The sequence below is a fragment of the Rathayibacter sp. SD072 genome (assembly GCF_017355185.1).
Taxonomy (GTDB): Bacteria; Actinomycetota; Actinomycetes; order Actinomycetales; family Microbacteriaceae; genus Rathayibacter.
Window position 1 is genome coordinate 1 of sequence record NZ_JADILJ010000019.1, and the last position, 26,934, is coordinate 26,934.

Consider the following 26,934-nt stretch of genomic DNA (forward strand, 5'->3'; position numbering starts at 1 on the left):
ACAGCCTCCCTCCCGACACCCCGGGATACACTTGCCGGACGTTCATCCAGAGTCGGCGCCGCGCGCCAGGAACGGTGAGGAACCCTGATGACCGAGGCCCTGCAGCCGCCCGTCCAGAACGCTCTGTCGCTCACCCCGCCGGAGCCCGTGGCCGCCGTGCCCACCACCTCGGCGCCCTCGATCGCGCCGAAGGTCCCGGAGCAGGCGCTGCCCGGCCTCGAGGCGAAGGTCGACGGCTACCTCGCGTCGCTCCTGCAGTCGGAGGCGCGCAGCCCCGAGTTCGCGGCGAAGGCCAACGACATCCGCACGATGGGCGACGCCGACATCCGCTCGGCGGCCGACTCCTCCAACCGGCTGCTGAAGGCGCCCGTGCGCGCGCTGCAGGAGGGCGGTCTGAGCGAGGGCTCGACCATCGGCCGGACGCTGCTGGAGCTGCGCCGCACGGTCGAGGACCTCGACCCGTCCGAGGACAACGTGCAGAAGAAGATCCTCGGCTTCATCCCCTTCGGCAACAAGATCACCGACTACTTCCGCCGCTACGAGAGCGCGCAGACCCACCTCAACGCCATCATCCAGGCGCTCTACGACGGGCAGGACGAGCTCCGCAAGGACAACGCCGCGCTCAACCTCGAGAAGCAGCACCTGTGGGAGACGATGACGCGTCTCAACGAGTACATCTACGTCGCCGAGCGGCTCGACGTGAAGCTGTCGGCGAAGATCGCCGAGCTCGACGCGACCGACCCGGACCGCGCCTGGGCGCTGCGCGAGGACGTCCTCTTCTACGCGCGGCAGAAGCACCAGGACCTCCTGACCCAGCTGGCCGTGTCGATCCAGGGCTACCTGGCGATCGACGTGGTGATCAAGAACAACGTCGAGCTGATCAAGGGCGTCGACCGCGCCACGACCACGACCGTCTCGGCGCTGCGCACCGCGGTCATCGTCGCGCAGGCGCTGGCGAACCAGCGCCTCGTGCTCGACCAGATCACGGCGCTCAACACGACCACCTCGAACATGATCGAGGCGACGTCGCGGATGCTCGCCGAGCAGTCGGCGAACATCCAGTCGCAGGCCGCCTCGGCCACGGTCGGGCTCCCGCAGCTGCAGGCCGCGTTCGCGAACATCTACCAGACGATGGACTCGATCTCGGACTTCAAGATCAAGGCGCTCGACAGCATGGCGCAGACGGTCGGCGTGCTGCAGACCGAGACGGCCAAGGCCGGCGAGTACGTCGAGCGGGCGCGCCGCAGCAACTCCGACATCGACGCGGCCTCCTCGCTCGATCTCGGCCGCTAGGAGTCGGGATGGGCTGGCTGTCGCGCCTGTTCGGCGGCTCCGATCCCGCGCCGGTGGAGGCGCCGGCGGTCCTCCCCTCGGCTCCCACGAGCGACGACATCCTCGCCGCGCTCGACCGGGTGAGGGCCGAGACGGAGGGGCGGGTCGCGCCGTCGGTCGCCGCGCGCATCCGCCGCATCGACGAGACCGTGCGCGAGATGGTGCCGCGGCTGGACCGCCTGGGCGGCATGAGCCAGCAGGGTCACACGGTCGTCGCGACCGCCACCAGCTACCTGCCCGAGGCGGTGGAGGGCTACCTCCGACTGCCGCGCGATTTCGCCGACCGCCGCGCCGTCCACAAGGGGAAGACCTCGCTGATGATCCTGACCGACCAGCTCGACATCCTCGGGGGCACCCTCGACCGCATCTCGGACGCCGTCTCGCGCCAGGACGCGTCGGCGCTCATCGCGCACGGCCAGTTCCTGGCGGAGAAGTTCTCGGAGTCGTCGCTGAGCAGCGCGCTGGACTCGGGCGCCTCCGCCCCCGCTCAGCCCTCGCAGCAGTCCGGCCCGCTGACCCCGCCGAGCGCCTCGTGACCGCGCTGGCCTCGGCGCTCGACGCGCTCGTGCTCACCGGGTCCGCGGCCGGACTCGACGCCGGCGCCGTCCGCGACGAGGGCGCCCGGCTCGCGGCCGCCGTCGCCGAGTCGATCACCGGAGCCGGCCACGACTGGCTCTCGGCCACCGGCACGCCCGGCGGACTCGAGGCGTTCTTCACCGCCGCCTCGAGCGCCCGGCGCTGGCGGAGCGGCCCGACCGACCACCTCGCGGCCCTCGTCCGCGCAGGATCCGAGCACGCCTCCGCGTACGCCCGCGCGCTGACCGAGGTCGTCTCGGCCGCGAGCGCACTGGGCGAACCGGGCATCGGAGGCATCGCCGCCGCGTCCGCGACCGCCGCGGCCCAGCTCGGCGCGATCCCCCGGCAGCAGGAGGCGCCGCGCCCGCCGGCGCCCGCTCCGACCGCGTCCGGCTTCCCGGCGCCCTCCCTCCTGCCCCAGGGTGTGCCCGGGATCGACAAGATCCTCGCGCGCCTGCGCCGCACCGAGCACGACGGCCCGCAGGACGAGCCGGGCGGCCCCGTCGCCGCCGCGCCCTCCGCCGCGCCGGTCGAGGAGCCCGAGCCCGAGGAGCTCGAGCCGCCCGAGTCGATCGAGGACCTGATGGCCGAGCTCGACGCCCTGATCGGCCTCGACCGGGTGAAGAGCGAGATCAAGCGGCAGACGCAGCTGCTCCGGATCGACACCCTGCGCCAGGCCGCGGGACTCGCCACTCCGACGCTGACCCGCCACCTCGTCTTCACCGGCAACCCCGGCACCGGCAAGACCACGGTCGCCCGGCTCGTCTCGCGCATCTACCGCTCGCTCGGGATCCTCTCGAAGGGCGTGCTCGTCGAGGTCGACCGCTCGGAGCTGGTCGCCGGCTACCTGGGGCAGACCGCGACGAAGACCGCCGAGGTCATCGCGTCGGCCCGCGGCGGCGTGCTGTTCATCGACGAGGCCTACGCCCTCGCGCTCGACCAGTACGGAGCCGAGGCCGTCACGACCCTCGTGAAGGACATGGAGGACCACCGCGGCGACCTCGTCGTGATCGTGGCGGGCTACTCCGGGCCCATGCAGGGCTTCCTCGACACGAACCCCGGGCTCGCGAGCCGCTTCTCGACCACGATCGACTTCGCCGACTACACCGACGACGAGCTGTCGGCGATCTTCGCGCGGCTCGCGGCCTCGGCCGACTTCGAGCCGACGCGGGAGGCGGTCGCCGCCTTCGCCGGGCTCGCCGCGTCTCAGCAGCGGACGGAGGCGTTCGGCAACGGCCGCTGGGTGCGCAACGTGCTCGACGCGGCGATCGCGCGCCACGCCTGGCGGCTGCGCGACGTCGAGGAGCCGACGCTCGACGACCTCCGGATCCTGGAGCCCGAGGACATCACCGAGAGCGCCGAGGCGGCGGACCCCGTGCCCGACCCCGATCCGGACCCCGATCCGGAACCCGCGCCCGACGCCCCGCAGACGGAGGAGACCGCATGAGCACCGCTCCCGCGTCGCGTCCCGCCGCACCGCCCGTGCAGCGGGCCCCGGCGCCGCCCCTCGTGCAGGTCGCGAACCTCCCCGCCCCGAAGCGGCCGTCGCTGCTCGCCCGCGCGACGTCGACCACTCCGCGCCTCTTCCGCACCCTCCTGGTCCTCACCGCGCTCGCCGCGGTGCTGTTCGGACTCTTCGCCCAGCAGACCGGAGCGCTGCAGGCGCGCGCCGCGGCCGAGGCGCGGGCGCAGTCGGCGCAGCTCGTCGGCGTGCAGCAGGTGCGCAACCTCCTCGTCGACGCGAACGCGATCGCGGCGAACACGTTCCTCGTGGGCGGCCTGGAGCCGGCGGAGCAGCGGCAGCAGTACAGCGACAGCCTCGCCGCAGCGACGTCGCGGCTGACCGAGCTCGCGGCGGCCGAGCCGGAGGACGCGGCGGTGCTCGCGGCGATCGCCACGAAGGTCGCGACCTACAGCGGTCTCGTCGAGCAGGCGCGCGCGAACAACCGTCAGGGCTTCCCCGTCGGATCGGCCTACCTCGATCAGGCGTCGTCCGTGCTGACGGACACCGAGGACGGGGTCCTCGAGGACCTCAACGGCCTCGTCACCACCGGCGCCGACCGGGTCGCGAGCGCCTACGACACCGTGCGCTTCAGCGTCCTGCTGATGATCGGCTCCCTCCTGATGCTGCTCGTGCTCGTGGCGGCGCAGATCGCGCTCGCCCGGCGCACGCACCGCTACCTGAACCGGCCGCTGGCGACCGCCACCGCACTGCTGGTGATCCTGGGCATCGCGGGAACCGCGGTCTACGGAGTCGCCGCCTCGAACGCGGCGACGGTGCGCGCCGAGAGCTACCGCGCCACCCTCGCCGTCTCGCAAGCGCTGACCGCGGCGACCGACGCGAAGTCGCTCGAGAGCTTCACCCTCATCAAGCGCGGCTCCGGAGCGGCGCTCGAGGCCGAGTTCCAGGAGGCGGCGGGGGAGGCCGAGCGCCAGCTGCAGGAGGGCATCGAGAGCGGCATCGTCGACGGAGCGCTGCTGACCGGGCTCCAGGACTGGCTCGCGCGGCACGACGAGATCCGCGCGGCCGACGAGGACGGACGCTGGGACGACGCCGTCCGGCTGGCGGTCTCGACCGAGCCCGGCTCGGCCAACACCGCCTTCAGGACGTTCCAGGTCGACGCGCGCGAGGCGGTCCGCGCCGACGCCGCCACGGCCTCCTCGACGCTGGGCGACTGGGGCGGCATCTCGTCGCTCACCTCCTGGGTCCTGCTGGCCGCCGGGCTGGTGGGGGCGGTCCTCGCCTGGCGGGGCGTCTCGCAGCGACTGGAGGAGTACCGATGAACCGGATCCGCACCGCGGCCTTCGCGCTGCTCACCGCGGCGGTCCTCGCCGTCTCGGGCTGCACCACGGGAGCCGACGACCTCGGCACGCTCGTCGCCGCGCCGACCGAGTCGGCCACTCCGGCGCCGACCACGACCGCGGCCCCGCCGACGACCGACTGCACGCCGTCCGCCGTCACCTCCTACGCCCCGACCGGCGTCACGGACAGCACCCGCCTCGCCGCGATCCGCAGTGCCGGCTCGCTCCGCGTCGGCGTCTCGGCCGACACCCTCCTGATGAGCGCCCGCAATCCGCTCACGGGCACGATCGAGGGCTTCGACATCGACATCGCCCGGGAGATCGCGCGGGCGATCCTCGGGAACCCCGATGCGATCACGTTCGTGGTCATCACCTCGGCCCAGCGGCTGCCGGCGCTCACGGGCGGCGAGGGCGCTCCCCAGGTCGACATGGTCGCCCGCACGCTCACGATGACCTGCGACCGCTGGAGCACGATCGCGTTCTCCTCCGAGTACTACGGGGCGGGTCTGAAGCTGCTCGTCTCCGAGAGCAGCGACGCGGCGGGCATCCAGGATCTCGAGGCCGCCGGGGACCAGCAGGTCTGCGCCCCGCGCGCGACCACGACGCTCAGCCGCCTCGAGAACGAGTACCCGGGAGTCGAGGCCGTGGCCGCCGACACGCACACGCAGTGCCTGGCGCTCTTCCAGGAGGGGTCCGTCGACGCGATCGCCGGCGACGACACGATCCTCGCGGGATTCGTCGCCCAGGACCCGTACGCGAAGGTCATCGGCGATCCGCTGAGCTCCGAGCCCTACGGACTCGGCATGCCCGCCGACGACCCGGACTTCGTGCGCTTCGTGAACGGAGCGCTCGAGAGCATCCGCGCCGACGGCCGCTGGCAGAGCATCTACGACCGCTGGCTGGGCGAGCTCGGCGAGGCCGCGCCGCCCGCGCCGGTCTACGGACGATGACGCAGTCCGCCGGCGTCGCGGAGGGCACCCCGGTCGCCCCGGGGCGCCTGGGGGAGGCGATCCCGCAGCGCGAGCTGTTCGAGTACCTGGCGGCGCTGACCCGATGGCTCGACCGCACCACGCGCGAGCTCTCGAGACTCGACGCGGCGGCGCTCGCGTCCCCCCAGGCCGACAGCTACACGTCCGACATCGTGCTGGCCCAGTCGCTGCGCGAGTCCGTCACCCGCAGGCTCGCCGAGCTCGAGACCGTCTGGGACTCGGGCCGGGTCGACACGGTCGCCCGGGAGCGGATGTCGCAGCTGATCTGGGGCAGGCTCGAAGCGTCGAGCGGGCGCAGCGGCAGCGCGGCGGTCTCGCTCGTCGAGGCGGTGCGCCTCTGCGACGCCGTCGTGGCGCAGCTGAAGTCCCGGCTGGAGTTCGATCCGAGCGGCACCGATGTCGCGGGCCGGATCGTCGGGGTCCGCGCCGAGATCGAGCGCTGCCGGGATCTGACCCGGGACGCCCGCGGAGTCGTCGACCGGCCCGCCGCCGAGCGCGTCGCCGTGCTGCGCTCTCGGCTGGACGCCCTCGCCGAGAAGGCGGGCCGCGGCGCGGACGTGTCCGGTCCGCTCGGGCAGCTCGAGAACGACTCCGCCCGGCTCGAGCGCGACCTGATCATCGCGGCCTCGCAGCGCCGAGGACTCGAGCGCGACCGCCTGCGCGCGCAGGAGCTGGCCGAGGCGGCGGAGCGCCGCGAGGCTCCGCTCCGGGAGCTGGTCGCGCGCTGCCGGCGCGAGATCGCGGATCCGCCCCGCCTCGCGGTGCCCGACGTCTCGCGCCTGGGGGAGCCGCCCGCTGACCGCGAGGGCCTGGATCAGCACCTCGCCCGCCTGACCGCCGTCGGCCGGGCGTTCGACGCCGTCGAGGCCGCGTACACCTCGCCGCTGCGCGAGCGGGCGGCGCTCGGCTTCCGCCTCCGCGCCCTCCGCGAGCGCGCCGACGGCAACGGACGCGCCTCGACCGCGACCGGCCGGTCCGCCGAGGAGGAGGTCCGCGCGGCGCTGGAGGCCGTGCCCTGCTCCGTGCCGCTCGCGCGCCACTTCGTCGAGCAGTACGACGTCGTCACCCGAGATCTGCCGCACCACCGGAAGGCCACCCCATGAACGGCGAACCCTGCACCGCGACTCCGGGCTGCACCGGGACGATCGAGGACGGCTACTGCAACGTCTGCGGGTCGCCGCCCGCGAGCGGCGCCGCGGCTCCCGCAGGTCCGGCGGCGTCCACCCCGACCGCGCGCCGCCCCGCTCCCGCCGCTCCGGCCACCGCGTCCGCCGCGTTCGGCACCGGCTTCGTCGAGGGCAGCCCGAACACGTCCGCGCCCGTCGGCTCGAGCATCGAGGAGGCGGCGACCGCGCGCAGCGGCCGCACCTCCTCCGCCCGCCTCGCCACCGCCGCCCTCGGCTCCGCCCGCACCGCGCAGACCGGCTCGAAGGTCACCCGCCGCGTCGGCACCACCTCGACCCGCCTGCGGGGGCCGCGCTTGGGCGCCGGGCTGACGTCCGTGCCCTCGCGCCCCGCCGCCGACCCGATGGCCGCGCTCATGACGGAGGCGGTCCTCCCCGAGCGCAAGCGCTTCTGCTCGAACTGCGGCACCGCCGTGGGCCGCGGCCGCGACGGCAAACCGGGCCGCACCGAGGGCTTCTGCCCCAACTGCCGCACCCCGTTCTCGTTCACCCCGCAGCTGCAGAAGGGCGACGTGGTCGGCGGGCAGTACGAGGTCGTCGGCTGCCTCGCCTACGGCGGACTCGGCTGGATCTACCTCGCGCGCGACCGCAACGTCTCGGGCCGCTGGGTGGTGCTGAAGGGCCTGCTCAACTCGGGCGACCCGGACGCCTACGCCGCCGCCGTCACGGAGCGGCAGTTCCTCGCCGAGGTCGAGCACCCGCTCATCGTCGAGATCTACAACTTCGTGCTGCACGAGGGCGCCGGCTACATCGTGATGGAGTACGTCGGCGGTCCGAGTCTCAAGCAGATCCTCAAGGAGCGGCTGGAGGCGAACGGCGGCAGCGCCGATCCGCTGCCGGTCGACCAGGCGCTCGCGTTCGTGCTCGAGGTCATGCCCGCCTTCGCGTACCTGCACGACCACGGCCTGCTCTACTGCGACTTCAAGCCCGACAACATGATCCAGGTCGGCGACCAGGTGAAGCTGATCGACCTCGGCGGCGTGCGCCGGGCCGACGACGACGCCTCGGCGATCTACGGCACCGTCGGCTACCAGGCGCCGGAGGTGCCCGAGGTCGGCCCGTCGATCGCGTCCGACGTGTACACGATCGGCCGGACCCTCGCCTCGCTCGTGCTGGACTTCCGCGGCAACCAGACGACCTACGTCGCCTCCCTGCCGCCGGTGTCCGAGACGCCGCTGTTCCAGCGCTACGACTCGTTCTACCGCCTGGTCGCCAAGGCGTGCGCCCCGGATCCGCAGGACCGGTTCGCGACGGTCGACGAGATGCGCGGGCAGCTGCTCGGCGTGCTCCGCGAGGTCGTCGCGACCGACCGCGGGCCCGGGCACCCGTCGCTGCACTCGACCGAGTCGGCGCTCTTCGAGGCTCCGGTCGCCGACGTGGTCGACCGTCCGCTGCCGTGGGACGCGCTGCCGCTGCTGAAGATCGACGAGTCCGACGCCGCGAAGGCGTGGCTCGCGGGAGTGAACGTCGCGGATCCCGTCGTGCGCCTGCGCGCCCTCGCGCTCGCTCCGACCACGACGGTGGAGGTGCGGCTCGCGCGGGCCCGAGCGGCGATCGAGGCCGAGCGGTGGGACGAGGTGACGCGGGCGACCAGCGAGATCCTGTCCGAGGATCCCTGGGAGTGGCGCGCCGTGTGGATGAGCGGTCTCGCGCAGCTCGCGCGCAGCGACGACGTCGGTGCCCGCGCCTCCTTCAACACCGTCTACGGCCAGGTCCCCGGCGAGCTGGCGCCCAAGCTGGCGCTCGCCGCGGCGTGCGAGTCGAGCGGCGAGCCCGAGGTGGCGGAGTCGCTCTACGTGATCTGCGCCCGCTCGGACGCGAACTACACGGCTCCGGCCGCCTTCGGTCTCGCGCGGGTGCGGCAGGCCCGCGGCGACCTCGACGGCGCGCTCGACGCGCTCGACATCGTCACGCCGACGCGCTCCTCCTTCCTCGACGCCCGCCGCCGGCGCGCGGAGCTGCTGGCGGAATCGGGTCGCGGCCTGCCCTCGCTCTCGGCGGCGCTCTCGAGCGTCGAGTCGCTCGCGATCGACCCGCGCACCCGGCTCGAGCTGACCACCGGGGTGCTGGAGTCGGCGCTGGAGCTCGTGCGGCGCGACGGACCGGCCGAGGGGGCGATGCTGGGGACCGTGGAAGCGACCGAGCCGTCGATCCGCGACGGACTCGAAGCCTCGTACCGCTCGCTCGCCGCGTCGACCCGGGAGCGCGAGGAGCGCCTCCGACTCGTCGACAGGGCGAACGCCGTGCGGCGCTGGACGCTGACGTGAGCGGGGGAGAGGGCGTGAGCGGGAACGAGGGCGAGGGTGTGAGCGGGAACGCGAGCGGGGGTGAGTCCGAGGTGGGTCGGATCCCCGACGCGGCACCGACCGAAGAGGGGAGTCCGATCCCCGACGCGGCTCAGACCGTCGAGGAGGCTCCGACCGGCAGCACTCCGACCGACACCCCCGCTGAGGACACCCCTGCGTTGTCCACCCCGTGCCCCGTCTGCGGTGAGCCGGTGACGACCGGCGACGCGTTCTGCGAGGCGTGCGGAGCGACGCTGATCGTGGCGGCCGCTCCGACCGCGCCGCCGACGGCCGTCGAGGCGACCCGCGCGTGCGTGTACTGCGGGGGAGCCGTCGCCGCCGACGGCTACTGCGAGCAGTGCGGACAGCGCGCGCCGACCGAGCGCGAGCATTGGGCCGAGGCGCCGCATCCGCTCGTCGGAGGCGTCTGCGACCGCGGGATCCGGCACCCGGCCAACGAGGACGCCCTGGCGATCGGAGCGGTGGCGGCCGAGGACGGCGCGCTGAGCACGGCGCTCCTCGTCGTCTGCGACGGCGTCTCCTCGACCCCCGACTCCGACACCGCCTCGCTCGCCGCGGCCCGCGCCGCCCTGAGCGCCCTGCAGGCCGAGATCGGCGGCGGCGCCCGCGGGGCCGAGCGCTGGGGCGCCCTGCTGCAGATGGCGACGGCGCGCGCCTCCGGAGCGATCGACGCCGCCGTGCCCGAGAAGCGCGACAATCCGCCGTCCTGCACCTTCACGGCCGCGATCCTCGAGGGATCGCTGCTGGTCACCGGCAACGTCGGCGACAGCCGCTGCTACTGGATCCCCGACGCCGGGACGCCGCGGCAGCTCACCGTGGACGACTCGTGGGCGCAGGAGCAGATCGCGTCGGGGATGAGCCGCGCCGAGGCCGAGACGTCGAAGGACGCGCACGCGATCACCCGCTGGCTCGGCGCCGACGCGCACGACGAGGAGCCGCGGCTCTCGACGACGGTGCTCGAGGAGGCGGGCTGGGTGCTCGCCTGCTCGGACGGGCTGTGGAACTACGCCTCGCCCGCCGAGGACCTCGCCGCCGTGCTGCACGAGGCGCAGCAGCGGGTCGGCAGCGACCCGGTGACGCTGGCCGAGGCGCTCGTCGCGTGGGCCAACGAGCAGGGCGGGCACGACAACATCACGGCGGCTCTGGCGCGCTTCGAGGTGCCGGGGGAGTAGCGGGTCCGTCCAGCGGCGCAGGAACGCGCTGGACGAATCCGTCACTCCGACGGCCCGAGTGCTCTCTACGCTCGACCCCATGAGCCTCGCCGAGTCCCGCACCGCGCTGTCCATCGTCGGCCACTGGATCGACGGGGCGCCGTCGGCGTCCTCGTCCGGTCGGACCGCCCCCGTCTACGACCCGGCGCTGGGAGTCGTGGCCCGCGAGGTGGCGCTCGCCGACGCCGCCGAGATCGATGCGGCCGTCGCCTCCGCCAAGGCCGCCTTCCCCGCCTGGCGCGACACGTCGCTCGCGAAGCGGCAGCAGATCCTCTTCCGCTTCCGCGAGCTGCTGGAGTCGAAGAAGGGCGAGCTGGCCGAGATCATCACGTCCGAGCACGGCAAGGTCGTGTCCGACGCGATGGGCGAGATCACCCGCGGCCAGGAGGTCGTCGAATTCGCCACGACCCTGGCTCACCACCTGAAGGGCGAGTACTCGGAGCAGGTGTCGACCGGCGTCGACGTGTACTCGACCAAGCAGCCGCTGGGCGTCGTCGGCATCATCTCGCCGTTCAACTTCCCCGCGATGGTGCCCATGTGGTTCTTCCCGATCGCGATCGCTGCGGGCAACACGGTCGTCGTGAAGCCGTCCGAGAAGGACCCGTCGGCGGCGATCTGGCTCGGCGCCCTCTGGAAGGAGGCCGGTCTGCCCGACGGTGTCTACACCGTGCTCAACGGCGACAAGGTCGCGGTCGACGGACTGCTGGAGCACCCGGACGTGCGCTCGATCTCGTTCGTGGGATCCACTCCGATCGCGCAGTACGTGTACGAGACCGGCACCAAGCACGGCAAGCGCGTTCAAGCGCTCGGCGGAGCGAAGAACCACATGCTGGTGCTTCCGGACGCCGATCTGGATCTGGTGGCCGACTCCGCGATCAACGCGGGCTTCGGCTCGGCGGGGGAGCGGTGCATGGCGATCTCGGTCGTGGTCGCGGTCGAACCAGTGGCGGACGAGCTGATCGGCAAGATCCAGGAGCGGGCGTCGCAGCTCCGCATCGGCGACGGGCGCCGCGGCTGCGACATGGGGCCCCTCGTGACGGAGCAGCACCGCGACAAGGTCGCCTCCTACATCGCGATCGCGGAGGAGGACGGTGCCGAGGTGGTCGTGGACGGCCGCGGCATCGAGGTCGACGGCGACGCGAACGGGTTCTGGCTCGGTCCGACGCTGCTCGACAGGGTGCCGACCACGTCGCGCGCCTACACCGAGGAGATCTTCGGTCCGGTGCTGTCGATCGTGCGCGTGCAGTCGTACGAGGAGGGTGTGGCGCTGATCAACGCCGGAGCCTTCGGCAACGGCACGGCGATCTTCACGAACGACGGAGGAGCGGCCCGCCGCTTCCAGAACGAGGTCGAGGTCGGGATGATCGGCATCAACGTGCCGATCCCGGTGCCGGTGGCGACGTTCTCGTTCGGCGGCTGGAAGTCGTCGCTGTTCGGCGACACCAAGGCCCACGGTGCCGAAGGGGTGCGCTTCTTCACGCAGCAGAAGGCGATCACGTCGCGCTGGCTCGACCCCTCGCACGGCGGCATCAACCTGGGCTTCCCGCAGCATTCCTGAGCCTCTCTCCTCGCTGCGCTCGTCGATCGGCCGCGGTCGGCAGGGCGGGCGGTTGCGTTGCAGAGAGCGTCTCGCGTCCGCGCACGACGATCCGCTGGAACGCGGATCGCCGCGGTGTTCTCAAGCTCTCTCCTCCTGCGTCGTCGATCGCCCGCGGTCGGCCGGGCAGTGGGCAGCGTTCCGCAGAGCGTCCTGCGTCCGCGCACGGCGATCCGCTGACACGCGGATCGCCGGTTGCGCTCGGTCACCCCTTGCTGGTCGAGTGGCCGCGCTGCGGCGTATCGAGACCGAGGTCGCCAGGGACGCGAGTCCTCAGCGCAGCACGGAGAGGGCGAGCCAGAGCTCGCTGCGGGCGCCGACGTCGTCGAGGTCGATGCCGAGAGCGCGCTCGACGGCGGTGATGCGGTTGCGCAGGGTGTGCCGGTGGACGCCGAGCTCGCGGGCGGCCGGCTCCCACGCGCCGTTGCGGCGGAGCCACACGCGGGCGGTCTCGAGGAGCACCGCGCCCTCCGGGGTCAGCAGCGGGGCGAGCAGGCGGCGGGCGAGCGGCTCCGCCCCGGACGCGGTCAGCAGTCCGAGCATGCCCTGCGCCGCGACGTCCTCGAAGCGCAGCAGCGGCCGCTGGGGCGAGGAGCGGTCGGCCGCACGGCGCGCCTCGACCAGCGCCCCCTCGAGAGACGCCCAGTCGGTCGGAGCCGACGACCCGGCGGCGGCTCCGTGCCGCGCGAGCACGTCGCTGATGACGGCGAGATCGTCGGCCCCCGTGACGAGCACGAGCGCCCCCTCGCGCTCGGCGAAGAACAGGCGCGTGCCGTTCTCCTCGGCGACCACCTCGAGCTCGTCGAGCAGCGAGTCGCCGTGCACCGGCTCCGCGAGCACGCTCACGCGGAGCGGCTCGGCGGGCAGCGTGCCCCACAGCTGCCGGGCGGTGCGCGCGGCGACCTCGAACGCTCCGGAGGCGAGCAGCTCGAGGAGCCCGGAGCGCAGCTGGCGGCGCGAGGTGTCGAGCGCCCGCCGCTGCTCCAGGGCGATGCTCGCCAGCGCGATCACGCTGGCGACCAGGTCGTTCCCCGCCGGATCGAGCGGAGTGCCGGTGCCGACCGCGAGCACGCCCCGCAGGTGGTCGCGCCGCCCCAGCGTCTGCAGGGTCACGCCGCCGCCGTCGTCCAGGCGCAGCCCCGCCCGGCTGCCGCGCGAGAGCGTGTGCCGCACGGCGTCCGCGACCGAGCGCTCCGCCTCCGGGGGCACGTCGAGCCGGGTCGGCACCTGCACGCGCTGACCCACCGCGTCGTAGAGGGCGACCCAGCAGCCGAGCTGCCGCTCGAGCTCCGAGAGGATCGCGGCCAGCCCGTCGGGGCGCAGAGCCGCCCGGGCGACGCGGCGCTGCGCCTCGAGCGACCACTCGAGGCGCTCGCGCTGCTCGCGCGAGATGACGTCGGCGACGAAGCGGATGATGCCCATGAACGGCGTGAGCTCGGCGACCTCGAGCAGGGGCAGGCCCTGCCGCTCGCAGGCCGCGACGAGCGCCGCCGGCACGTCGTCGTGCACGATGCCGGTCGCGAAGCCGAGCGCCCGGATGCCGCGGCCGCGCAGCCGGGCGACGTACTCCTCCGAGAAGTCGGCCGTGTGCTCGCCGGCGAAGTGCACGCCGTCGGTCAGCAGCAGCTGCCCCGATTCGAGCCAGGGAGTGGGATCGACCAGGTCGGAGGAGTGCGCCCAGACGAGCGGGGCGTCCAGTGCCGCCTCGTCGTGCACGCCCGCGAGGACGTGGAGGGCGAACGCCGGCTCGGCGAGCAGGTCGCGGACGGTCGCGGGCACGGCAGCCTCCGAGGGTGACCGGCGCGGAGGCCGGGGTCGACGATCCGTCCATCGTAGGGGTCGCCGATAGACGGATCCGCTACGGCGGTGCGGGCGGTCGAGGGCCAGGATGGAGGGACGCCGCCTCCGGAAGGACACCATGAGCACCGAGAACGCTCCGACCGCCACCGCCCGCAGCAACGCCGCGGTCACCGCCGCCGACCGCTCGCGCGTGTTCCACTCCTGGTCCGCCCAGGGCGCCCTCAATCCTCTGCCGATCGCCGGCGGCCTGGGAGCCGAGGTCTGGGACGTCGACGGGAACCGCTACCTCGACTTCTCGAGCCAGCTCGTGAACGTCAACATCGGCTACCAGCACCCGAAGGTCGTCGCCGCGATCCAGGAGCAGGCCGCCGTGCTCACGACCGTCGGTCCCGCCTTCGCGAACGAGACGCGGGCCGAGGCGGCGCGCCTGATCACCGATCGCGCGCCCGAGGGCTTCGAGAAGGTCTTCTTCACCAACGGCGGAGCGGATGCGAACGAGAACGCGATCCGCATGGCCCGCCTGTTCACGGGCCGCGACAAGGTCGTCTCGCTGTACCGCTCGTACCACGGCAACACCGGAGCGGCGATCGTGTCGACCGGCGACTGGCGCCGCATCCCGAACGAGTACGCGCGCGGTCACGTGCACGCCTTCGGCCCGTACCTCTACCGCAGCGAGTTCTGGGCCGAGACCCCCGAGCAGGAGTGCGAGCGCGCGCTGCACCACCTCGAGCGCGTCGTGCAGGCCGAGGGCCCCGAGTCGATCGCGGCGTTCCTGCTCGAGACGATCCCCGGCACCGCCGGCGTGCTGACCCCGCCCCCCGGGTACCTCGCGGGTGTGCGCGCGATCGCCGACCGGTACGGCATCCAGCTCATCCTCGATGAGGTCATGGCCGGCTTCGGACGGACGGGGGAGTGGTTCGCCTTCGACGCGTTCGACGTGCGGCCCGATCTGATCACCTTCGCCAAGGGCGTCAACTCGGGCTACGTGCCGATCGGAGGAGTGATCATCTCGGATCCGATCGCCCACCACTTCGACGAGCGCGTCTTCCCGGGCGGACTCACCTACTCCGGCCACCCGCTCGCCGCCGCCAGCGTCGTCGCGACGCTCGAGGCCATGGAGGAGGAGGGCATCGTCGAGAACGCGAAGACCATCGGCTCGGAGCACCTCGCGCCCGGGCTCGCCGCGCTGGAGGCGAAGCACGAGGTGATCGGCGAGGTGCGCGGCTCCGGCGTCTTCTGGGCCCTCGAGCTCGTCGAGGACCGCGGCACCCGCGCGCCGCTCGCGGCCGCCTCGGTCGGCCGGCTCAAGTCCGACCTCCTGTCGCGGGGGCTCCTGCCGTTCACCGCCGACAACCGGATCCACGTCGTCCCGCCCGCCGTCGTCACCCCGGCCGAGGTCTCCCGCGGCCTCTCGATCCTCGACGACGCCCTGACCGCCTTCAGCGGCTGACGCGGCCGGCCGCCTCCTCGAGTCCGGGCCGTCGTCCTGTCGGGAATCGAGGTCGGGAGGGCTGACGGAGCCCGATCGAGCCGCCCGGTCGGCTCCCGACCTCGGTTGCAGACCGCTCGGCCTGCAGAACGAAGGCTGAACCCGCTGATCCGGGCGAGGATCGCGGAATCGCGTCGGGGAGCCTTACTTCTGAGGCCCGCGCGGCGTCGTCCTGCGTTGCCGGAGTGGCAGGTCGGGGCTGTGCCGCGCACAACGACAGCCAGAAGTGCCCCTCAGCCGCCATCGTGGCCGACGGGCACTCCTGGCCGAGGTTCCGCACGCGCGCCATCGCTGCCGCCCCTTCGCGCTGGCGACCGGGCGAGCACGCCGTTCCTCCACCCCGAACCGCGAAACGATCAGCCGTTCGAACCGCGCCTCAGCTTCCCCCGACGACGAGGAAGCCGGACCAGCGGCACCGCACGAGGCGTATCCGAGAATCCGCGTACTAGCGGATTCCCGTCGCCGATCGCAGGACGCTCTGCAGAACGCGCCCCTCTGCGGAAGCCGACCGCGGCACGCCGCCCCGCGGCGTGCGCGAGGCTTCGTCGCCGCCCTAACCGAGGCTGTGCAGAGTGAATGCGGTGACGAAGCCGAGCACGGCGTACAGCCCCGTCAGCACGTTGTCGCGGTCGAACGCCTCCGGGATCATCGTGTTCGAGATCATCGCGAGGATCGCGCCGGCCGCGACCGTGGTGACGAAGGCCACGACGGCCCCCGGCGCGGTCGCGAGCACGAGGAAGCCCACGAGCGCGGCGGCGGCCGACGCCGCGGCGATGCCGCCCCAGACGGTGAAGACGTAGCGGGCGGAGCGGCCGTCGGCCTTCATGCCCGCGGTCGACGAGAGGCCCTCCGGCAGGTTCGAGATCGCCACGGCGGCGACGATCGGCACGCTGATGGCGGCGGCGGACCCGCCCTGCGCGACCGAGAGCCCGAGGACGATCGACTCGGGCACGCCGTCGATCAGCGCCCCGGCCGCGATCGCCGCCCCGCCGCCCCCGCCCGATCCGGAGGAGGACTTGCGGTTCCCGGCGCCCGCTCGCGAGAGCAGCGCATCCGCCCCGACGAAGACGATCGCGCCGGCGAGAGTGCCGAGGACGGTCGGCAGGAGCCCGCCGTCGTCGGCGGCCTCGGCGACCAGCTCGTAGGCGAGGGCCGAGATGAGCACGCCGGCGCCGAAGGCCGACACGGCGGCCGTCAGCTTCGGCGGGACGCGGAAGAACCAGGCGAGCGCGGCGCCGATCAGGAGCGTCGCTCCTCCGATCGCGCCGCTGAGGAGGGCGAGGGACCAACTGGGCACGGCTCAGCCTCTCAGGACGACCGGTCCGAGGGCCCGGGGTTGACGACGGGGTCGGGTTCGCGCGGCGGGTGCACCGCGGTGACCAGCACGACCGACACGATCATCAGCAGGAACCACGACACGAGCTTCGACACCGAGACGACCTGCCAGCCGTCGACCTGGTCCGGGTAGAGCCAGGCGCCCGAGTAGGTGGCGATGTTCTCGGCGAACCAGATGAACAGGGCGACCAGTGCGAATCCGAGGAGCACCGGCATCCGGTGCACGCCGCGGTGGACGCGGTAGACCATGGTGCTCCGCACCCACAGCAGGACGACGGCCGCGAGGAGCAGCCACCGCGCGTCCGGCAGGAAGTGGTGGCTGAAGAAGTTCACGTAGATCAGCAGCGCGACGACCGCCGTCAGCCACCACCGCGGCCAGCGGACGAAGCGCACGTCGAAGAGGCGGTGGATCCGCACCATGTACGAGCCGACGGACGCGTAGAGGAACCCGCTGAACAGCGGCACCGCGCCGATCCGCAGCACCCCGTCGGCCTCGTAGCTCCACGAGCCCACGTCGGTCTTGAACAGCTCCATGCCGGTGCCCACGAGGTGGAACAGCACGATCACCCACAGCTCGCGCCCCGTCTCGAGGCGGGTGGCGACGAGGACGATCTGCAGCACCACGGCGACGATCGTCAGCAGGTCGTTGCGGGCGAGCGCGGCGTCGTCCGGGTACCAGAGGCGGGCGGCGAGGAGGACCGCGAGAAGCACGGCGCCGAAGACGCACGCCCACGCCTGCTTCGCGCCGAAGACGAGGAACTCGATCAGTGAGGCGCGCGGTCCGGTGGCGGGGCCGCGGGCGAGGATCCGGTTCGCGGCGTCGTCGATCCGCTGCTCGATCGGTGTGAAGGCCCGTCGTCGCTCGCTCATGCGCCCCGCTCCCTGTCGGAGCGCTCGATGCTACCGGTCGCGCGCGCTCCCGCTCTCAGCACTGCCGCGAGACGAACCCGTCCTCGCCCGGCACCAGCAGGTCGCGGTCGCGCTGCAGCACCCCGATGCGGTCGCCGCGCGCCGCGCACGCCCGCTCGAACACGGAGTCCGGGGCGTCCGTGTACTCCACCTCGTAGACCCGGTCGCCGTAGGCGCCGGTGTACGCGTCGCACTCGTCGAAGGCCTCGCACTCCTCGGTGATGGCGAAGTCGAACCCGAGGCCGCGCAGCTCCGGCGCGCGCTCGGCCGCGTTCTTCTGCCCGAGAGCGAGCCCGTTCCGATGCGCCTCCTCGATCAGGCCGGCGGCGAAGGCGGCGGTGTCGGAGTCGCTCAGCAGCCCCTGCGAGCGCGTCGCGGAGTCGAGGTTGTCGGCCTCGACCGCGTCGAAGCCGCTGTCGGCGCAGCCCGCGATCCACGGCCCGACGACCGCCATCAGCGCTTCCCGCTTCGCCGGCGTCGACACGTCCAGCAGCACCTCGTCGGGCCAGTCCGGGTCGGCGACGGGCGCGCCGGAGGAGTCCCGCAGCAGCAGGTCGGCGCGCTCGCCCGTCCAGTCCTCGCGCTCGCCGGGCTGCGTCTGGAACGCGTTGACGTAGCAGACGGAGTAGAGACCGGGCTCGGGTGCGTCCTCGAGGTCGCGCACGACGAGCTCCACACCCTCGGCCGGCGGGTATCCGCCGCCCAGCTGGTAGTCGAAGCGGGCGCCGTCGGGAGGGAGGGCGATCCCTCCGGGCGTCGTCGAGGAGCAGCCCGAGAGCAGCAGGAGCGCGCTCACCAGGACTGCGAGGGCCCTCGGCGGCGTCCGCGAGGCGGGAGCCGCCTGTGAGCGCGGCAGCCGGGGCCGCACGCGGGGCGACGCGCGAAATAGACTGCGGGAATGGCGGAGTTCAGCGCGAGTGTTTTCCAGAACGAGTACCTCTCGGACGGCGCCACGGATGTGCACGCGATCGTGACGGTCACCGCGTCCGGCACCGGCTCGGCCGGCAGCGACGGAGCGGCCGCCGAGATCATCATCGTCGACTGCTCCGGATCGATGACCGGCGAGAACATGGCCGCCGCCAAGCGCGCGGCCCAGGTCGCGGTCGACCAGATCCTCGACGGCACCTTCTTCGCGGTCGTCGCGGGCTCCGAGCGCGCCGACCGCGCGTTCCCCTACCCCAACGCCTCCGTCTCGATGGTGCGGATGGAGCCGGGCGCCCGCGCCGCGGCCCGCGAGGCCATCGGCTACCTCCAGGCCGACGGCGGCACCGCGATGGGCAGCTGGCTGACCCTGGCCCGTCAGCTCTTCGCGACGGTCCCGGAGGCGACGCAGCGCCACGCGATCCTCCTCACCGACGGCAAGAACGAGCACGAGTCGCGGATGCAGCTCGACGCCGCCATCCGCGCCGCCCAGGGGATGTTCCAGTGCGACGTGCGCGGAGTCGGCTCCCGCTGGGTCGTCGAGGAGGCACGTACGATCGCGAGCGCGCTCCTGGGCACCGTGGGCCTCATCGCGAACCCGGCCGACATGGCCGCCGACTTCGAGCAGATCGTGCAGGCGTCGATGGGCCGCGGAGTCGCCGACGGCGAGCTGCGCGTGTGGACGCCGCAGGGCGCCCAGCTGCTGTTCGTCCGCCAGGTCGCGCCGAACCTCGAGGACCTCAGCTCGCGCCGCACTCCGGTGAACCCGCTGACCGGCTCGTACCCGACGGGCGCCTGGGGAGACGAGTCCCGGGAGTACCACGTGGCGGTCCGCGTCGCGTCCAAGCCCGTCGGAGCGGAGCAGCTCGCCGCGCGCGTGCAGCTGAGCGTCCGCGACGAGGTGGTCGCCTCGGCGCTCGTGAAGGCCCGCTGGACGGACGACTCGGCGCTCACCGCGCGCATCGACCCGGCGGTCGCGCATTACACCGGGCAGACCGAGCTCGCATCGGCGATCCAGGACGGACTGGCCGCGAAGGCCGTCGGCGACGACGCGACGGCCACGGTCAAGCTCGGCCGCGCCGTGCAGCTGGCCGCCGTCACCGGCAACGACGAGGCCACCGCGAAGCTGCGCAAGGTGGTCGAGATCGACAACCCGAACGAGGGCACCGTGCGGCTCAAGCGCGGAGTGACCCGCCTCGACGAGATGGCGCTCGACACGGCGTCCACCAAGACCACGCGGGTGCGCAAGTGAGCTACCGGTGCCCCGAGGGGCACACCTCCGCGTCCGGCGACTACTGCGACGTCTGCGGCGCGCCGATCCAGGCCGCGCCCTCGGCCGCTCCCGGGCCCAGCGCCGCCGCGCCGACGACCGCGATCCCGACCGGGCCCGCCGTCTGCCCGAACTGCTCGTACCCCAACGAGGCGGGCGCGCTCTTCTGCGAGAACTGCGGCTACGACTTCACCACCGGTTCGCTGCCCGAGGCCGACCCGTTCACCGAGTCCGGCGCCGTGCGCGCGCCCGGCGAGGTCGGCGGCTCCGCGACTGCGGCCGGCGACCCCGGTGCCCACCTCGGCGAGGCTCCGGCGCCCGGAGCGGCGGAGGAGGCTCCGACGGAGTTCGTCCCGGAGCAGGAGGCCGGCTTCGACGTGCCGGTCGCCACGGCCCCGCCGACCGAGGTGATCCCGGAGGCCGCTCCGGCCCCCTCGCTCTCACCGGAGGCCTCGGAGGACGAGCCGTGGATCGCCGAGCTCTGGATCGACCCGGAGTGGTACGCCGAGCAGCGCGCGGACGACCCGATGCCCTCCGCCGGGCCGCCGACCGTCGTGGTGCTGCGCGAGCGCACGCTGCTGGTCGGGCGTCCCTCCGTCTCGCGCGGGATCTCGCCGCAGATCGACTGCGGCACCGACTCCGGGGTCTCGCGCCGCCACTGCCAGCTGAGCACCGACGGCTACCGCTGGTGGGTGGAGGACCTGCAGTCGGCGAACGGCACGTATCTCGCCGCAGCGGGCGCCGCGCTGCCGCAGACTCCGATCGCCCCGGGCCAGCGCCGCGAGATCGAGGAGGGCGACCGCCTCTACGTCGGCGCCTGGACCCGCCTCGTGCTGCGGAAGGCGCTGCCGGGCGAGGCCTGAGCGGAGTCTCTCCGGGTGACGGGGGTCTCGAGACGCGGCTGCAGACCTCCGCTGATCGAATAGCCCGCGGAGCGGGCGTGTCGAGATCCCCGTTTCCAGAGGGTGACGGCGCTCGAGACGCCGTTGCGCGGCTGCTCGACCAGCGGAGGTCTCAGCGGCCGGCGAGCACGCCGAGCATCCAGGACAGCGCGGCGACCGCGCCGACGCCGACCACGCTCGAGCCGATGATGACGCTGCGGCGGATCCTCGCGGTCCGGCTCCCGTACACCGACTGCGCAGGAGCGGTCGGCGTCAGTCCGCCGCGCAGCCGGTGCGCGACCTCGTCGGCCGTGGGGCGGCCCGCCGGGTCCCGCTGCGTCATCTCGGCCAGCAGCGTCCGCCACTCGGCGGGGAGCGTCTCGGGGATCGCGGGGCTGCGGTGCAGGCGGGCGATCGCCGCCTCGAGGACGGTGCCCGAGTACTCCCGGTGACCGGTGAGCGCCTCGAGGAGGACCAGGCCGAGCGAGAAGACGTCGCTCGCTCCGCTGATCGGCTCGCCCGCGACCTGCTCGGGGCTGACGAAGCTGGCCGTGCCGATGACGATGCCGTCGCTGGTGAGGCGCGAGCCGTCCATGAAGTGGGCGACACCGAAGTCGGTGAGCTTGGCGGTGTGCTCGTAGCCGCTCGAACCGACGTCGCTGACGAGGATGTTGGCGGGCTTCACGTCGCGGTGCACCACGCCGCGCTCGTGGAGGTAGGCGAGCGCCTCGGCGAGCTGGGTGCCGATCGCCGAGACCTCGTCGATCGCCATCGGCCCCGACTCGAGCCGGGCCTCCATCGTGGGGTCGGCGACGAGCTCCATGACGACGTAGCGGCGGACCTCCCCGCCGAAGTTGTGCAGGCCGGCGTCGAAGAGGTTGACGATGCCCGGGTGCGCGAACGAGCTGAGCATCCGCACCTCGCGCTCCTGGCGGGCGACGTCCTCGGGGTTCGAGGCTTCCGCGCGGAAGACCTTCACGGCGACGTCGCGCTGCACGGTCTCGTCCCGTGCGCGGTACACCGAGCCCATCCCGCCCGAGCCGATCCGCTCGATGAGGTAGTAGCGCCCTGCCACCCGCTGCTGGGCGGCATTGGCGGCGATGGTGCTCATGAGGAGCCCGCCTTCCGAGGGAACGGCACGTTCTGAGCGCTCCAGAACGGCGCCTGGGAAGACGGTACCGCGAGCACCCTTTCGCGGGGGAGGCCCGGATCGGGGATTGACAGCACGTCGCCTCTGAGCAGGGCCTGGACGTGAGGGATCCGGGCCCGGCCGCTGGGTGAGGACCTCGGTCGGGAGCGCGCTCAGCGGCCTTCGCGGGCCGCACCCCGCCGCGATGCCGCCGAGGCGACGACGCCTAAGAGAGGTACGCCGTCGACACCGTCGGGCCGTGGGCGGTGAGGGGCGCTCCCGCACCGAGCGGCAGGTCGGCGGTGAGCAGCATCCCGTGCCCGAACGACGACGGGGACGGGAGGAACGACGCCCCGTGCGGCCCGTGCACCAGCGCGATCGTGCCCACCCACGACCCCCGGGCGGGCACCTGGACCGCTCCGAGGTCGTACGAGACGACGTCGCGGTCGAGGGCCTGTCCGAGTCGGCCCTCGACGCCCGCGATCCGGTAGGGGGCGGCGAGCGCGGGCTCGGGGAAGCGGACGTGGTTCACCACGAGGCGGAGGCGGATGCGGCTCCGGGTCGGATTGACGACCACGAGGAGGTGGGCCCTGTCGTCGACGAAGTAGCCCAGGAGCTCCTGCGGCGCGGCGGCGGGGGCCGGGGCGGCCAGGGCTGCGAGAGGAGCGCTCCAGCGGAGCGCTGTCGCGATCGAGCGGCGGGGAACGGTGCGGGTCATGGTGCTCCTCGGGTCCGGCGGGCGCCGGAGTCCGGAGATCCAGGGCGACCCGGAGGCGAGGATACGTCACCCCCGGGTCGGCGGCCGGTGCTGGCGCGACCCGTCGTCGCGCCAGCCGGGTCAGCCGCGGCCGAGCATCCCCTCGAAGGACCCTTCGAGCGCCCACGGGTCGCGCACCGTGCGCGAGACGCGGGCCGCCTCGGCCGCGAGTTCGCTACCGGCCCGCTCGATGCGACCGGGGAGGGCTCGACCGTCCTCGCTCGCTCCGCCCCAGTCGTCGGTCGCCGCGAAGACGGTGGTCGACAGGGGGGAGGCGTGCAGGTAGCTGAACAGCGGGCGCATCGCGTAGTCGACCGCGAGGGAGTGGCGGGGCGATCCTCCCGTCGCGGCGAGCAGCACGGGCAGTCCGCGCAGCGCCTCCGTGTCGAGCACGTCGACGAACGACTTGAAGAGTCCGCTGTAGCTGGTCGTGAAGATCGGAGTGACGGCGATCAGGCCGTCGGCGCCCGACACCGCGTCGAGCGCGGTCTGCAGGGCCGGACTCGCGAATCCGGTGAGCAGGTTGTTCGTCACGTCGTGCGCGAGGTCGCGCAGCTCGACGACGCTCCGCTCGACGGCGAAGCCCTGCTGGCTCAGCTCCCGCTCGGTCGCGTCGGCGAGGCGGTCGGCGAGCAGCCGCGTGGAGGACGGCTGGCCGAGGCCGGCCGAGAGGACGGTGATCCTGCGGGTGTCCATGGTGGTTCTCCTGTTCTGTCGCGCGGATCAGGCGGCGACGGGCTGCGCGTCGCGGGCGGCGACGAGCGAGGCGTGCGTGGGCGCCTCGGGGACGTGGGCGGGGCGGCGGGAGTCGAACTCGTGCCGCAGCACGGGCAGGATCTCGCCGAGCAGGTCGAGCTGCTCCAGGACGGTGGCCAGCGGCAGGCCCGCGTGGTCCATCAGGAAGAGCTGGCGCTGGTAGTCGCCGACGTAGTCGCGGAAGCCGAGCGTGCGGTCGATGACCTCCTGCGGAGAGCCGACGGTGAGCGGCGTCTGCTCCGTGAAGTCCTCGAGCGAGGGCCCGTGCCCGTAGACCGGCGCGTTGTCGAAGTAGGGCCGGAACTGCTTCACCGCGTCATGCGAGTTGCGGGCCATGAAGATCTGCCCGCCCAGGCCGACGATCGCCTGGTCGGCGGAGCCGTGACCGTAGTGCTCGAAGCGCTGGCGGTAGAGCTGCACCATCTTCTGCGTGTGCGAGGCGGGCCAGAAGATGTGGTTCGAGAAGAAGCCGTCGCCGTAGTAGGCGGCCTGCTCGGCGATCTGCGGCGAGCGGATGGAGCCGTGCCAGACGAACGGAGCGACTCCGTCGAGCGGGCGGGGCGTCGATTGGAAGCCCTGCAGCGGCGTGCGGAACTGCCCCTGCCAGTCGACGAAGTCCTCGCGCCAGAGGCGGTGGAGGAGGTCGTAGTTCTCGATCGTGAGCTCGATGCCCTGGCGGATGTCCTTGCCGAACCAGGGGTAGACCGGGCCGGTGTTGCCGCGGCCGAGCATGAGGTCGACGCGTCCGCCCGAGAGGTGCTGCAGCATCGCGAAGTCCTCGGCGATCTTCACCGGGTCGTTCGTGGTGATGAGCGTGGTCGCGGTCGAGAGCAGCAGGCGCTCGGTCTGCGCGGCGATGAACGCGAGCGTGGTGGTGGGCGAGGAGGACCAGAACGGCGGGTTGTGGTGCTCGCCGAGCGCGTAGACGTCGAGCCCGACCTCCTCCGCCTTCTTGGCGATCGTGACCGCGGCCGCGATCTTCTCGGACTCGGTCGGGGTCGCTCCCGTGGTGGGGTCGGTCGTGATGTCGCTGACCGAGAAGATTCCGAACTGCATGAGGTGCGCCCCTTCCGTCGCCGGCGCCGGTGCGGCGCCAGATCCATGCGTTTGCATGTACAAGACGATACAACGACGAGGCGGGCGGAGTATTCCCGACGGCGCGATCGGCCGCCGCTCGCGATGCGCGATCCGTCGAACGGCTCGGCGATCCGTCGCGAACCGCTCCTCCGATCATGCGCGGGGGACCGTTCGCGACGGATCGACGTGCCCTGATCCTCGGCGCTCGGCGCTCGGGGGCGGGTGGTGCATCGCCCGCCCCCGTCGGCTCAGCAGGCCGTCAGGTAGGTGAACGTGGCGAGATCGGAGTAGCCGTGCACGTACTGCGCCGCCGCGGTCGCGACCCCCGTCGCCACGCGGTCGCCGGTGAAGTAGTAGAGGTCGCCGTTCGGCGCGAGGAAGTACCGGAAGTCGACGTTGTCGGATCCCAGCGGGATGTTCCCGCTCAGCGTGGTCACGGGGCCGGCGCCCTGGGCCGAGTAGGTCCCGGACGCGGTCTGGAAGGTGACGAGGTCGTAGTAGCCGTCGACGTACTGCGCGGCGGCCGTGGTCACGCCGGTGGCGACGCGATCCCCGGTGAAGTAGTAGAGGTCGCCGTTCGGGGCGAGGAAGTACCGGAAGTCGATGTTCGTCGAGCCCAGCGGGATGTTCCCGCTCAGCGTGGTGACGGGGCCGGCGCCCTGAGCCGAATAGGTCCCGGACGCGGTCTGGAAGGTGACGAGGTCGTAGTAGCCGTTGACGAACTGGGAGGCCGCGGTGGTGACGCCTGTCGCGACCCGGTCGCCGGTGAAGTAGTAGAGGTCGCCGTCGGGGGCGAGGAAGTACCGGAATCCGACGGCGGTCGAGTCGAGGGGGATGTTGCCGCTGAGGGTGGTGACGGGTCCGGCGTTCTGAGCGGAGTAGGTGCCGGACGCGGTCTGGAAGGTGACGAGATCGGAGTAGCCGTCGACGTACTGCGACGCGAGGGTGGTGACGCCGGTGGCGACGCGATCTCCGGTGAAGTAGTAGAGGTCGCCGTTCGGTGCGAGGAAGTACCGGAAGCCGAGGTTGTCGGAGCCGGCGGGGATGTTCGCGCTGAGAGTCGTGACCGGAGTGGCGTTCTGGACCGAGGCGGCCGCGGTGTTCGCGGTCGCGCTGATCGAGGCGGTGGCCGTCGTCGTCCCGGACGAGGCCGAGAGCGTGCCGCTCCCGCCGGCGGCGGGGAGGGTGATCGGCGGCAGGCTGATGCTGCCGTCGTCGCCCGACGTCGCGGAGTGCGTGGAGCCGCCGCCTTGGAAGGTGAACCCCGCGGGGAGGGTGACGGCGATCGTCCGTCCGGCGACGCCGGAACCCGCCTTCGTCGCGGTCACGGTGACGCCGCTGAGGGAGCCGCAGCCGCCGCCGGAGTAGCTCGGCTGCGAGAAGGCGAGGCTCAGCGCGTCGCCGGAGGCGGCCGCCAGCGGTGCGCCGATCGCGGTGGCGACGACGGGGATGGTCCAGGAGGCGCCGGCGACGATCGTGCGTCGCTGGATGCCGCCGGTGGGCGAGTCGGTGAGGTGGTCGGACATGCGTGAGCTCCTTGGAAGAGGTGGATGACGGAGCCGATTCTTCGATTCCTGCCCCCGTCGCGGTCGCTCCTCTTCCGTTCTGCGTGCCCGATCTTCCGTTCCACGGCCGCGGGCCGGGGCGGGCGGGCTCCTCGGCTTTACTGGTGTCACTGCTCGGAGACGTCGACCGCATCCCGCCTGCTCGAGTGCGTCCTTGTCGTGAGGGGGCCGCCGTGATCGCACGCGGGACGGAGGCGGAGAGGCTCCTCGCGGTGCGCGGACTCCGGGCGACGGGGGACGTCCACACGTCCTGGGACGAGGTCGACGCCGGACCGGTCCGCGTCGCTCGGATCTGGCACACGCCGGCGTCCGGAACGCTGCAGGTCTCCTCCGGTCGCGCGCTCGTGATCGTGCAGCTCGACGGCTCGATCGCCCTCGAGGCGCAGGAGGGGACGGCTCGCCGCAGAGGTCTTCTCCGAGCGGGCCAGGTCCTCCTGGTGACCGAGGGCGCCGACGTCGCCCTCGACGCCTCCGAGTCGACCGCCCGGATCGAGATCGAGGCACGACTCCCGGTCCTCGCCCTCCGCCCGCAGCTGCTGAGCGCCCAGGACCGCGACGGCGCGTGGGCGAAGGCCGCTCTCGTCTCACTGGCGAACGCTGCCCTGAACGCGGGCCTCGCCGACGGTTCGCCCGGACTGGAGCACTTCGCCGCCGCGATCGGGAGCTGCTGCACAGCGCTCGTGCACGAGCTGTTCCCGGACGCGATCGGGACGACGACGCTGGGCGAGCGTGCGATCGCCGTCATCGAGCGGAACGCCTCCGACCCTGCCCTCTCCGTCTCGCGGCTGGCGGAGCGTCTCGGCGTGACGCGGCAGCACCTGGCCTTCGTGTTCGCACAGGAGGGACGGCGGACGCCGCTGCAGGAGATCCGGCGTGCCAGGGCGGTCCTGGCCCGTGAGCAGCTGATCGCCGGCCGTCGATCGCCTCTCCGCGACATCGCGCGGGTGTCGGGATTCGGCTCCGAGGACGCTCTGCGGCGTGCGCTGCGCGAGGCGTGACGGCCGAGGTGACCGTCGCCGTCGGGGGTCACGACGAGAGCGCCGGCCGC

General features: G+C 73.0%; 22 protein-coding genes. 13 read left to right on the forward strand and 9 right to left on the reverse strand.

All coding sequences use genetic code 11. The features are described from left to right. The first annotated feature begins 87 nt into the window (after positions 1–87). The 9 genes from IOC53_RS09405 to IOC53_RS09445 all read left to right on the forward strand — a co-directional run bounded on the left by IOC53_RS09405 (position 88) and on the right by IOC53_RS09445 (position 11,958). Positions 88–1,293, forward strand: coding sequence for a toxic anion resistance protein (locus IOC53_RS09405; RefSeq protein ID WP_207405069.1), 1,206 nt, complete (start codon positions 88–90; stop codon positions 1,291–1,293). Positions 1,294–1,301: 8 nt separating this feature from the next. Beyond that, complete coding sequence (locus IOC53_RS09410; RefSeq protein WP_207405071.1) at positions 1,302–1,868, forward strand: hypothetical protein; 567 nt, start codon at positions 1,302–1,304, stop codon at positions 1,866–1,868. Continuing rightward, a complete protein-coding gene (locus tag IOC53_RS09415) occupies positions 1,865–3,355 on the forward strand; it encodes an AAA family ATPase (RefSeq protein ID WP_207405073.1) in 1,491 nt (496 codons plus the stop codon). Before IOC53_RS09410 ends, IOC53_RS09415 begins: the two co-directional genes overlap by 4 nt. Then, positions 3,352–4,692, forward strand: coding sequence for a hypothetical protein (locus IOC53_RS09420; RefSeq protein WP_207405075.1), 1,341 nt, complete (start codon positions 3,352–3,354; stop codon positions 4,690–4,692). The genes IOC53_RS09415 and IOC53_RS09420 overlap by 4 nt, the downstream gene beginning before the upstream one ends. Next, the gene (locus IOC53_RS09425) at positions 4,689–5,660 is read left to right on the forward strand and encodes a glutamate ABC transporter substrate-binding protein (protein ID WP_207405077.1); all 972 of its coding nucleotides are present in this window, start codon (positions 4,689–4,691) and stop codon (positions 5,658–5,660) included. Before IOC53_RS09420 ends, IOC53_RS09425 begins: the two co-directional genes overlap by 4 nt. Then, entirely contained in the window at positions 5,657–6,802 is a 1,146-nt protein-coding gene (locus IOC53_RS09430) for a hypothetical protein (RefSeq protein WP_207405079.1), read from the forward strand. The genes IOC53_RS09425 and IOC53_RS09430 overlap by 4 nt, the downstream gene beginning before the upstream one ends. Next, positions 6,799–9,150, forward strand: a complete 2,352-nt coding sequence (locus IOC53_RS09435; protein ID WP_207405082.1) for a serine/threonine-protein kinase — start codon at positions 6,799–6,801, stop codon at positions 9,148–9,150. The genes IOC53_RS09430 and IOC53_RS09435 overlap by 4 nt, the downstream gene beginning before the upstream one ends. A 230-nt stretch (positions 9,151–9,380) precedes the next feature. Then, complete coding sequence (locus IOC53_RS09440) at positions 9,381–10,361, forward strand: PP2C family serine/threonine-protein phosphatase (RefSeq protein WP_374070585.1); 981 nt, start codon at positions 9,381–9,383, stop codon at positions 10,359–10,361. Between the two features lie 79 nt (positions 10,362–10,440). Then, entirely contained in the window at positions 10,441–11,958 is a 1,518-nt protein-coding gene (locus IOC53_RS09445) for a CoA-acylating methylmalonate-semialdehyde dehydrogenase (protein WP_278250048.1), read from the forward strand. A 312-nt stretch (positions 11,959–12,270) separates the two neighbouring features. Here the strand turns inward: IOC53_RS09445 and IOC53_RS09450 are convergent, their stop codons facing one another. Continuing rightward, a complete protein-coding gene (locus IOC53_RS09450; RefSeq protein ID WP_207405086.1) occupies positions 12,271–13,776 on the reverse strand; it encodes a PucR family transcriptional regulator in 1,506 nt (501 codons plus the stop codon). A 139-nt stretch (positions 13,777–13,915) separates the two neighbouring features. Between IOC53_RS09450 and IOC53_RS09455 the strand changes: the two genes are divergently transcribed. Further along, the gene (locus tag IOC53_RS09455) at positions 13,916–15,247 is read left to right on the forward strand and encodes an aspartate aminotransferase family protein (protein WP_207405088.1); all 1,332 of its coding nucleotides are present in this window, start codon (positions 13,916–13,918) and stop codon (positions 15,245–15,247) included. Positions 15,248–15,839: 592 nt separating this feature from the next. On the opposite strand, the gene IOC53_RS09460 is transcribed toward IOC53_RS09455, so the two are convergent. The 3 genes from IOC53_RS09460 to IOC53_RS09470 are packed head-to-tail and all read right to left on the reverse strand — an operon-like array spanning position 15,840 to position 18,326. Then, positions 15,840–16,583 carry a ZIP family metal transporter gene (locus IOC53_RS09460; protein WP_207405091.1) on the reverse strand — a complete coding sequence of 248 codons (744 nt, stop codon included), beginning with the start codon at positions 16,581–16,583 and terminating at the stop codon, positions 15,840–15,842. An 11-nt stretch (positions 16,584–16,594) separates the two neighbouring features. Continuing rightward, positions 16,595–17,491: a DUF817 domain-containing protein gene (locus tag IOC53_RS09465; RefSeq protein ID WP_207405093.1), complete on the reverse strand. Its 897-nt coding sequence runs from the start codon at positions 17,489–17,491 to the stop codon at positions 16,595–16,597. A gap of 55 nt (positions 17,492–17,546) precedes the next feature. Next, positions 17,547–18,326, reverse strand: a complete 780-nt coding sequence (locus IOC53_RS09470) for an endo alpha-1,4 polygalactosaminidase (RefSeq protein WP_307786138.1) — start codon at positions 18,324–18,326, stop codon at positions 17,547–17,549. A 102-nt stretch (positions 18,327–18,428) separates the two neighbouring features. Here IOC53_RS09470 and IOC53_RS09475 point away from each other — a divergent pair, with 102 nt between their 5' ends. Further along, positions 18,429–19,703: a VWA domain-containing protein gene (locus IOC53_RS09475; RefSeq protein ID WP_207405095.1), complete on the forward strand. Its 1,275-nt coding sequence runs from the start codon at positions 18,429–18,431 to the stop codon at positions 19,701–19,703. Next, positions 19,700–20,584, forward strand: coding sequence for an FHA domain-containing protein (locus tag IOC53_RS09480; protein WP_207405098.1), 885 nt, complete (start codon positions 19,700–19,702; stop codon positions 20,582–20,584). The genes IOC53_RS09475 and IOC53_RS09480 overlap by 4 nt, the downstream gene beginning before the upstream one ends. Positions 20,585–20,735: 151 nt before the next feature. Here IOC53_RS09480 and IOC53_RS09485 read toward each other — a convergent pair whose 3' ends face one another. The 5 genes from IOC53_RS09485 to IOC53_RS09505 form a co-directional block, all read right to left on the reverse strand. Beyond that, on the reverse strand, positions 20,736–21,713 hold the full coding sequence (locus tag IOC53_RS09485; RefSeq protein WP_207405100.1) for a serine/threonine-protein kinase: 978 nt from the start codon (positions 21,711–21,713) through the stop codon (positions 20,736–20,738). Positions 21,714–21,957: 244 nt separating this feature from the next. After that, positions 21,958–22,449: a hypothetical protein gene (locus tag IOC53_RS09490; RefSeq protein WP_207405102.1), complete on the reverse strand. Its 492-nt coding sequence runs from the start codon at positions 22,447–22,449 to the stop codon at positions 21,958–21,960. Between the two features lie 120 nt (positions 22,450–22,569). Then, the gene (locus IOC53_RS09495; RefSeq protein WP_207405104.1) at positions 22,570–23,184 is read right to left on the reverse strand and encodes an FMN reductase; all 615 of its coding nucleotides are present in this window, start codon (positions 23,182–23,184) and stop codon (positions 22,570–22,572) included. Positions 23,185–23,211: 27 nt separating this feature from the next. After that, positions 23,212–24,300, reverse strand: coding sequence for an LLM class flavin-dependent oxidoreductase (locus IOC53_RS09500; protein ID WP_207405106.1), 1,089 nt, complete (start codon positions 24,298–24,300; stop codon positions 23,212–23,214). Between the two features lie 269 nt (positions 24,301–24,569). Continuing rightward, a complete protein-coding gene (locus tag IOC53_RS09505) occupies positions 24,570–25,847 on the reverse strand; it encodes a hypothetical protein (protein ID WP_207405108.1) in 1,278 nt (425 codons plus the stop codon). A gap of 212 nt (positions 25,848–26,059) precedes the next feature. Between IOC53_RS09505 and IOC53_RS09510 the strand changes: the two genes are divergently transcribed. Then, on the forward strand, positions 26,060–26,884 hold the full coding sequence (locus tag IOC53_RS09510; protein WP_207405110.1) for a helix-turn-helix domain-containing protein: 825 nt from the start codon (positions 26,060–26,062) through the stop codon (positions 26,882–26,884). Positions 26,885–26,934 lie beyond the last annotated feature (50 nt).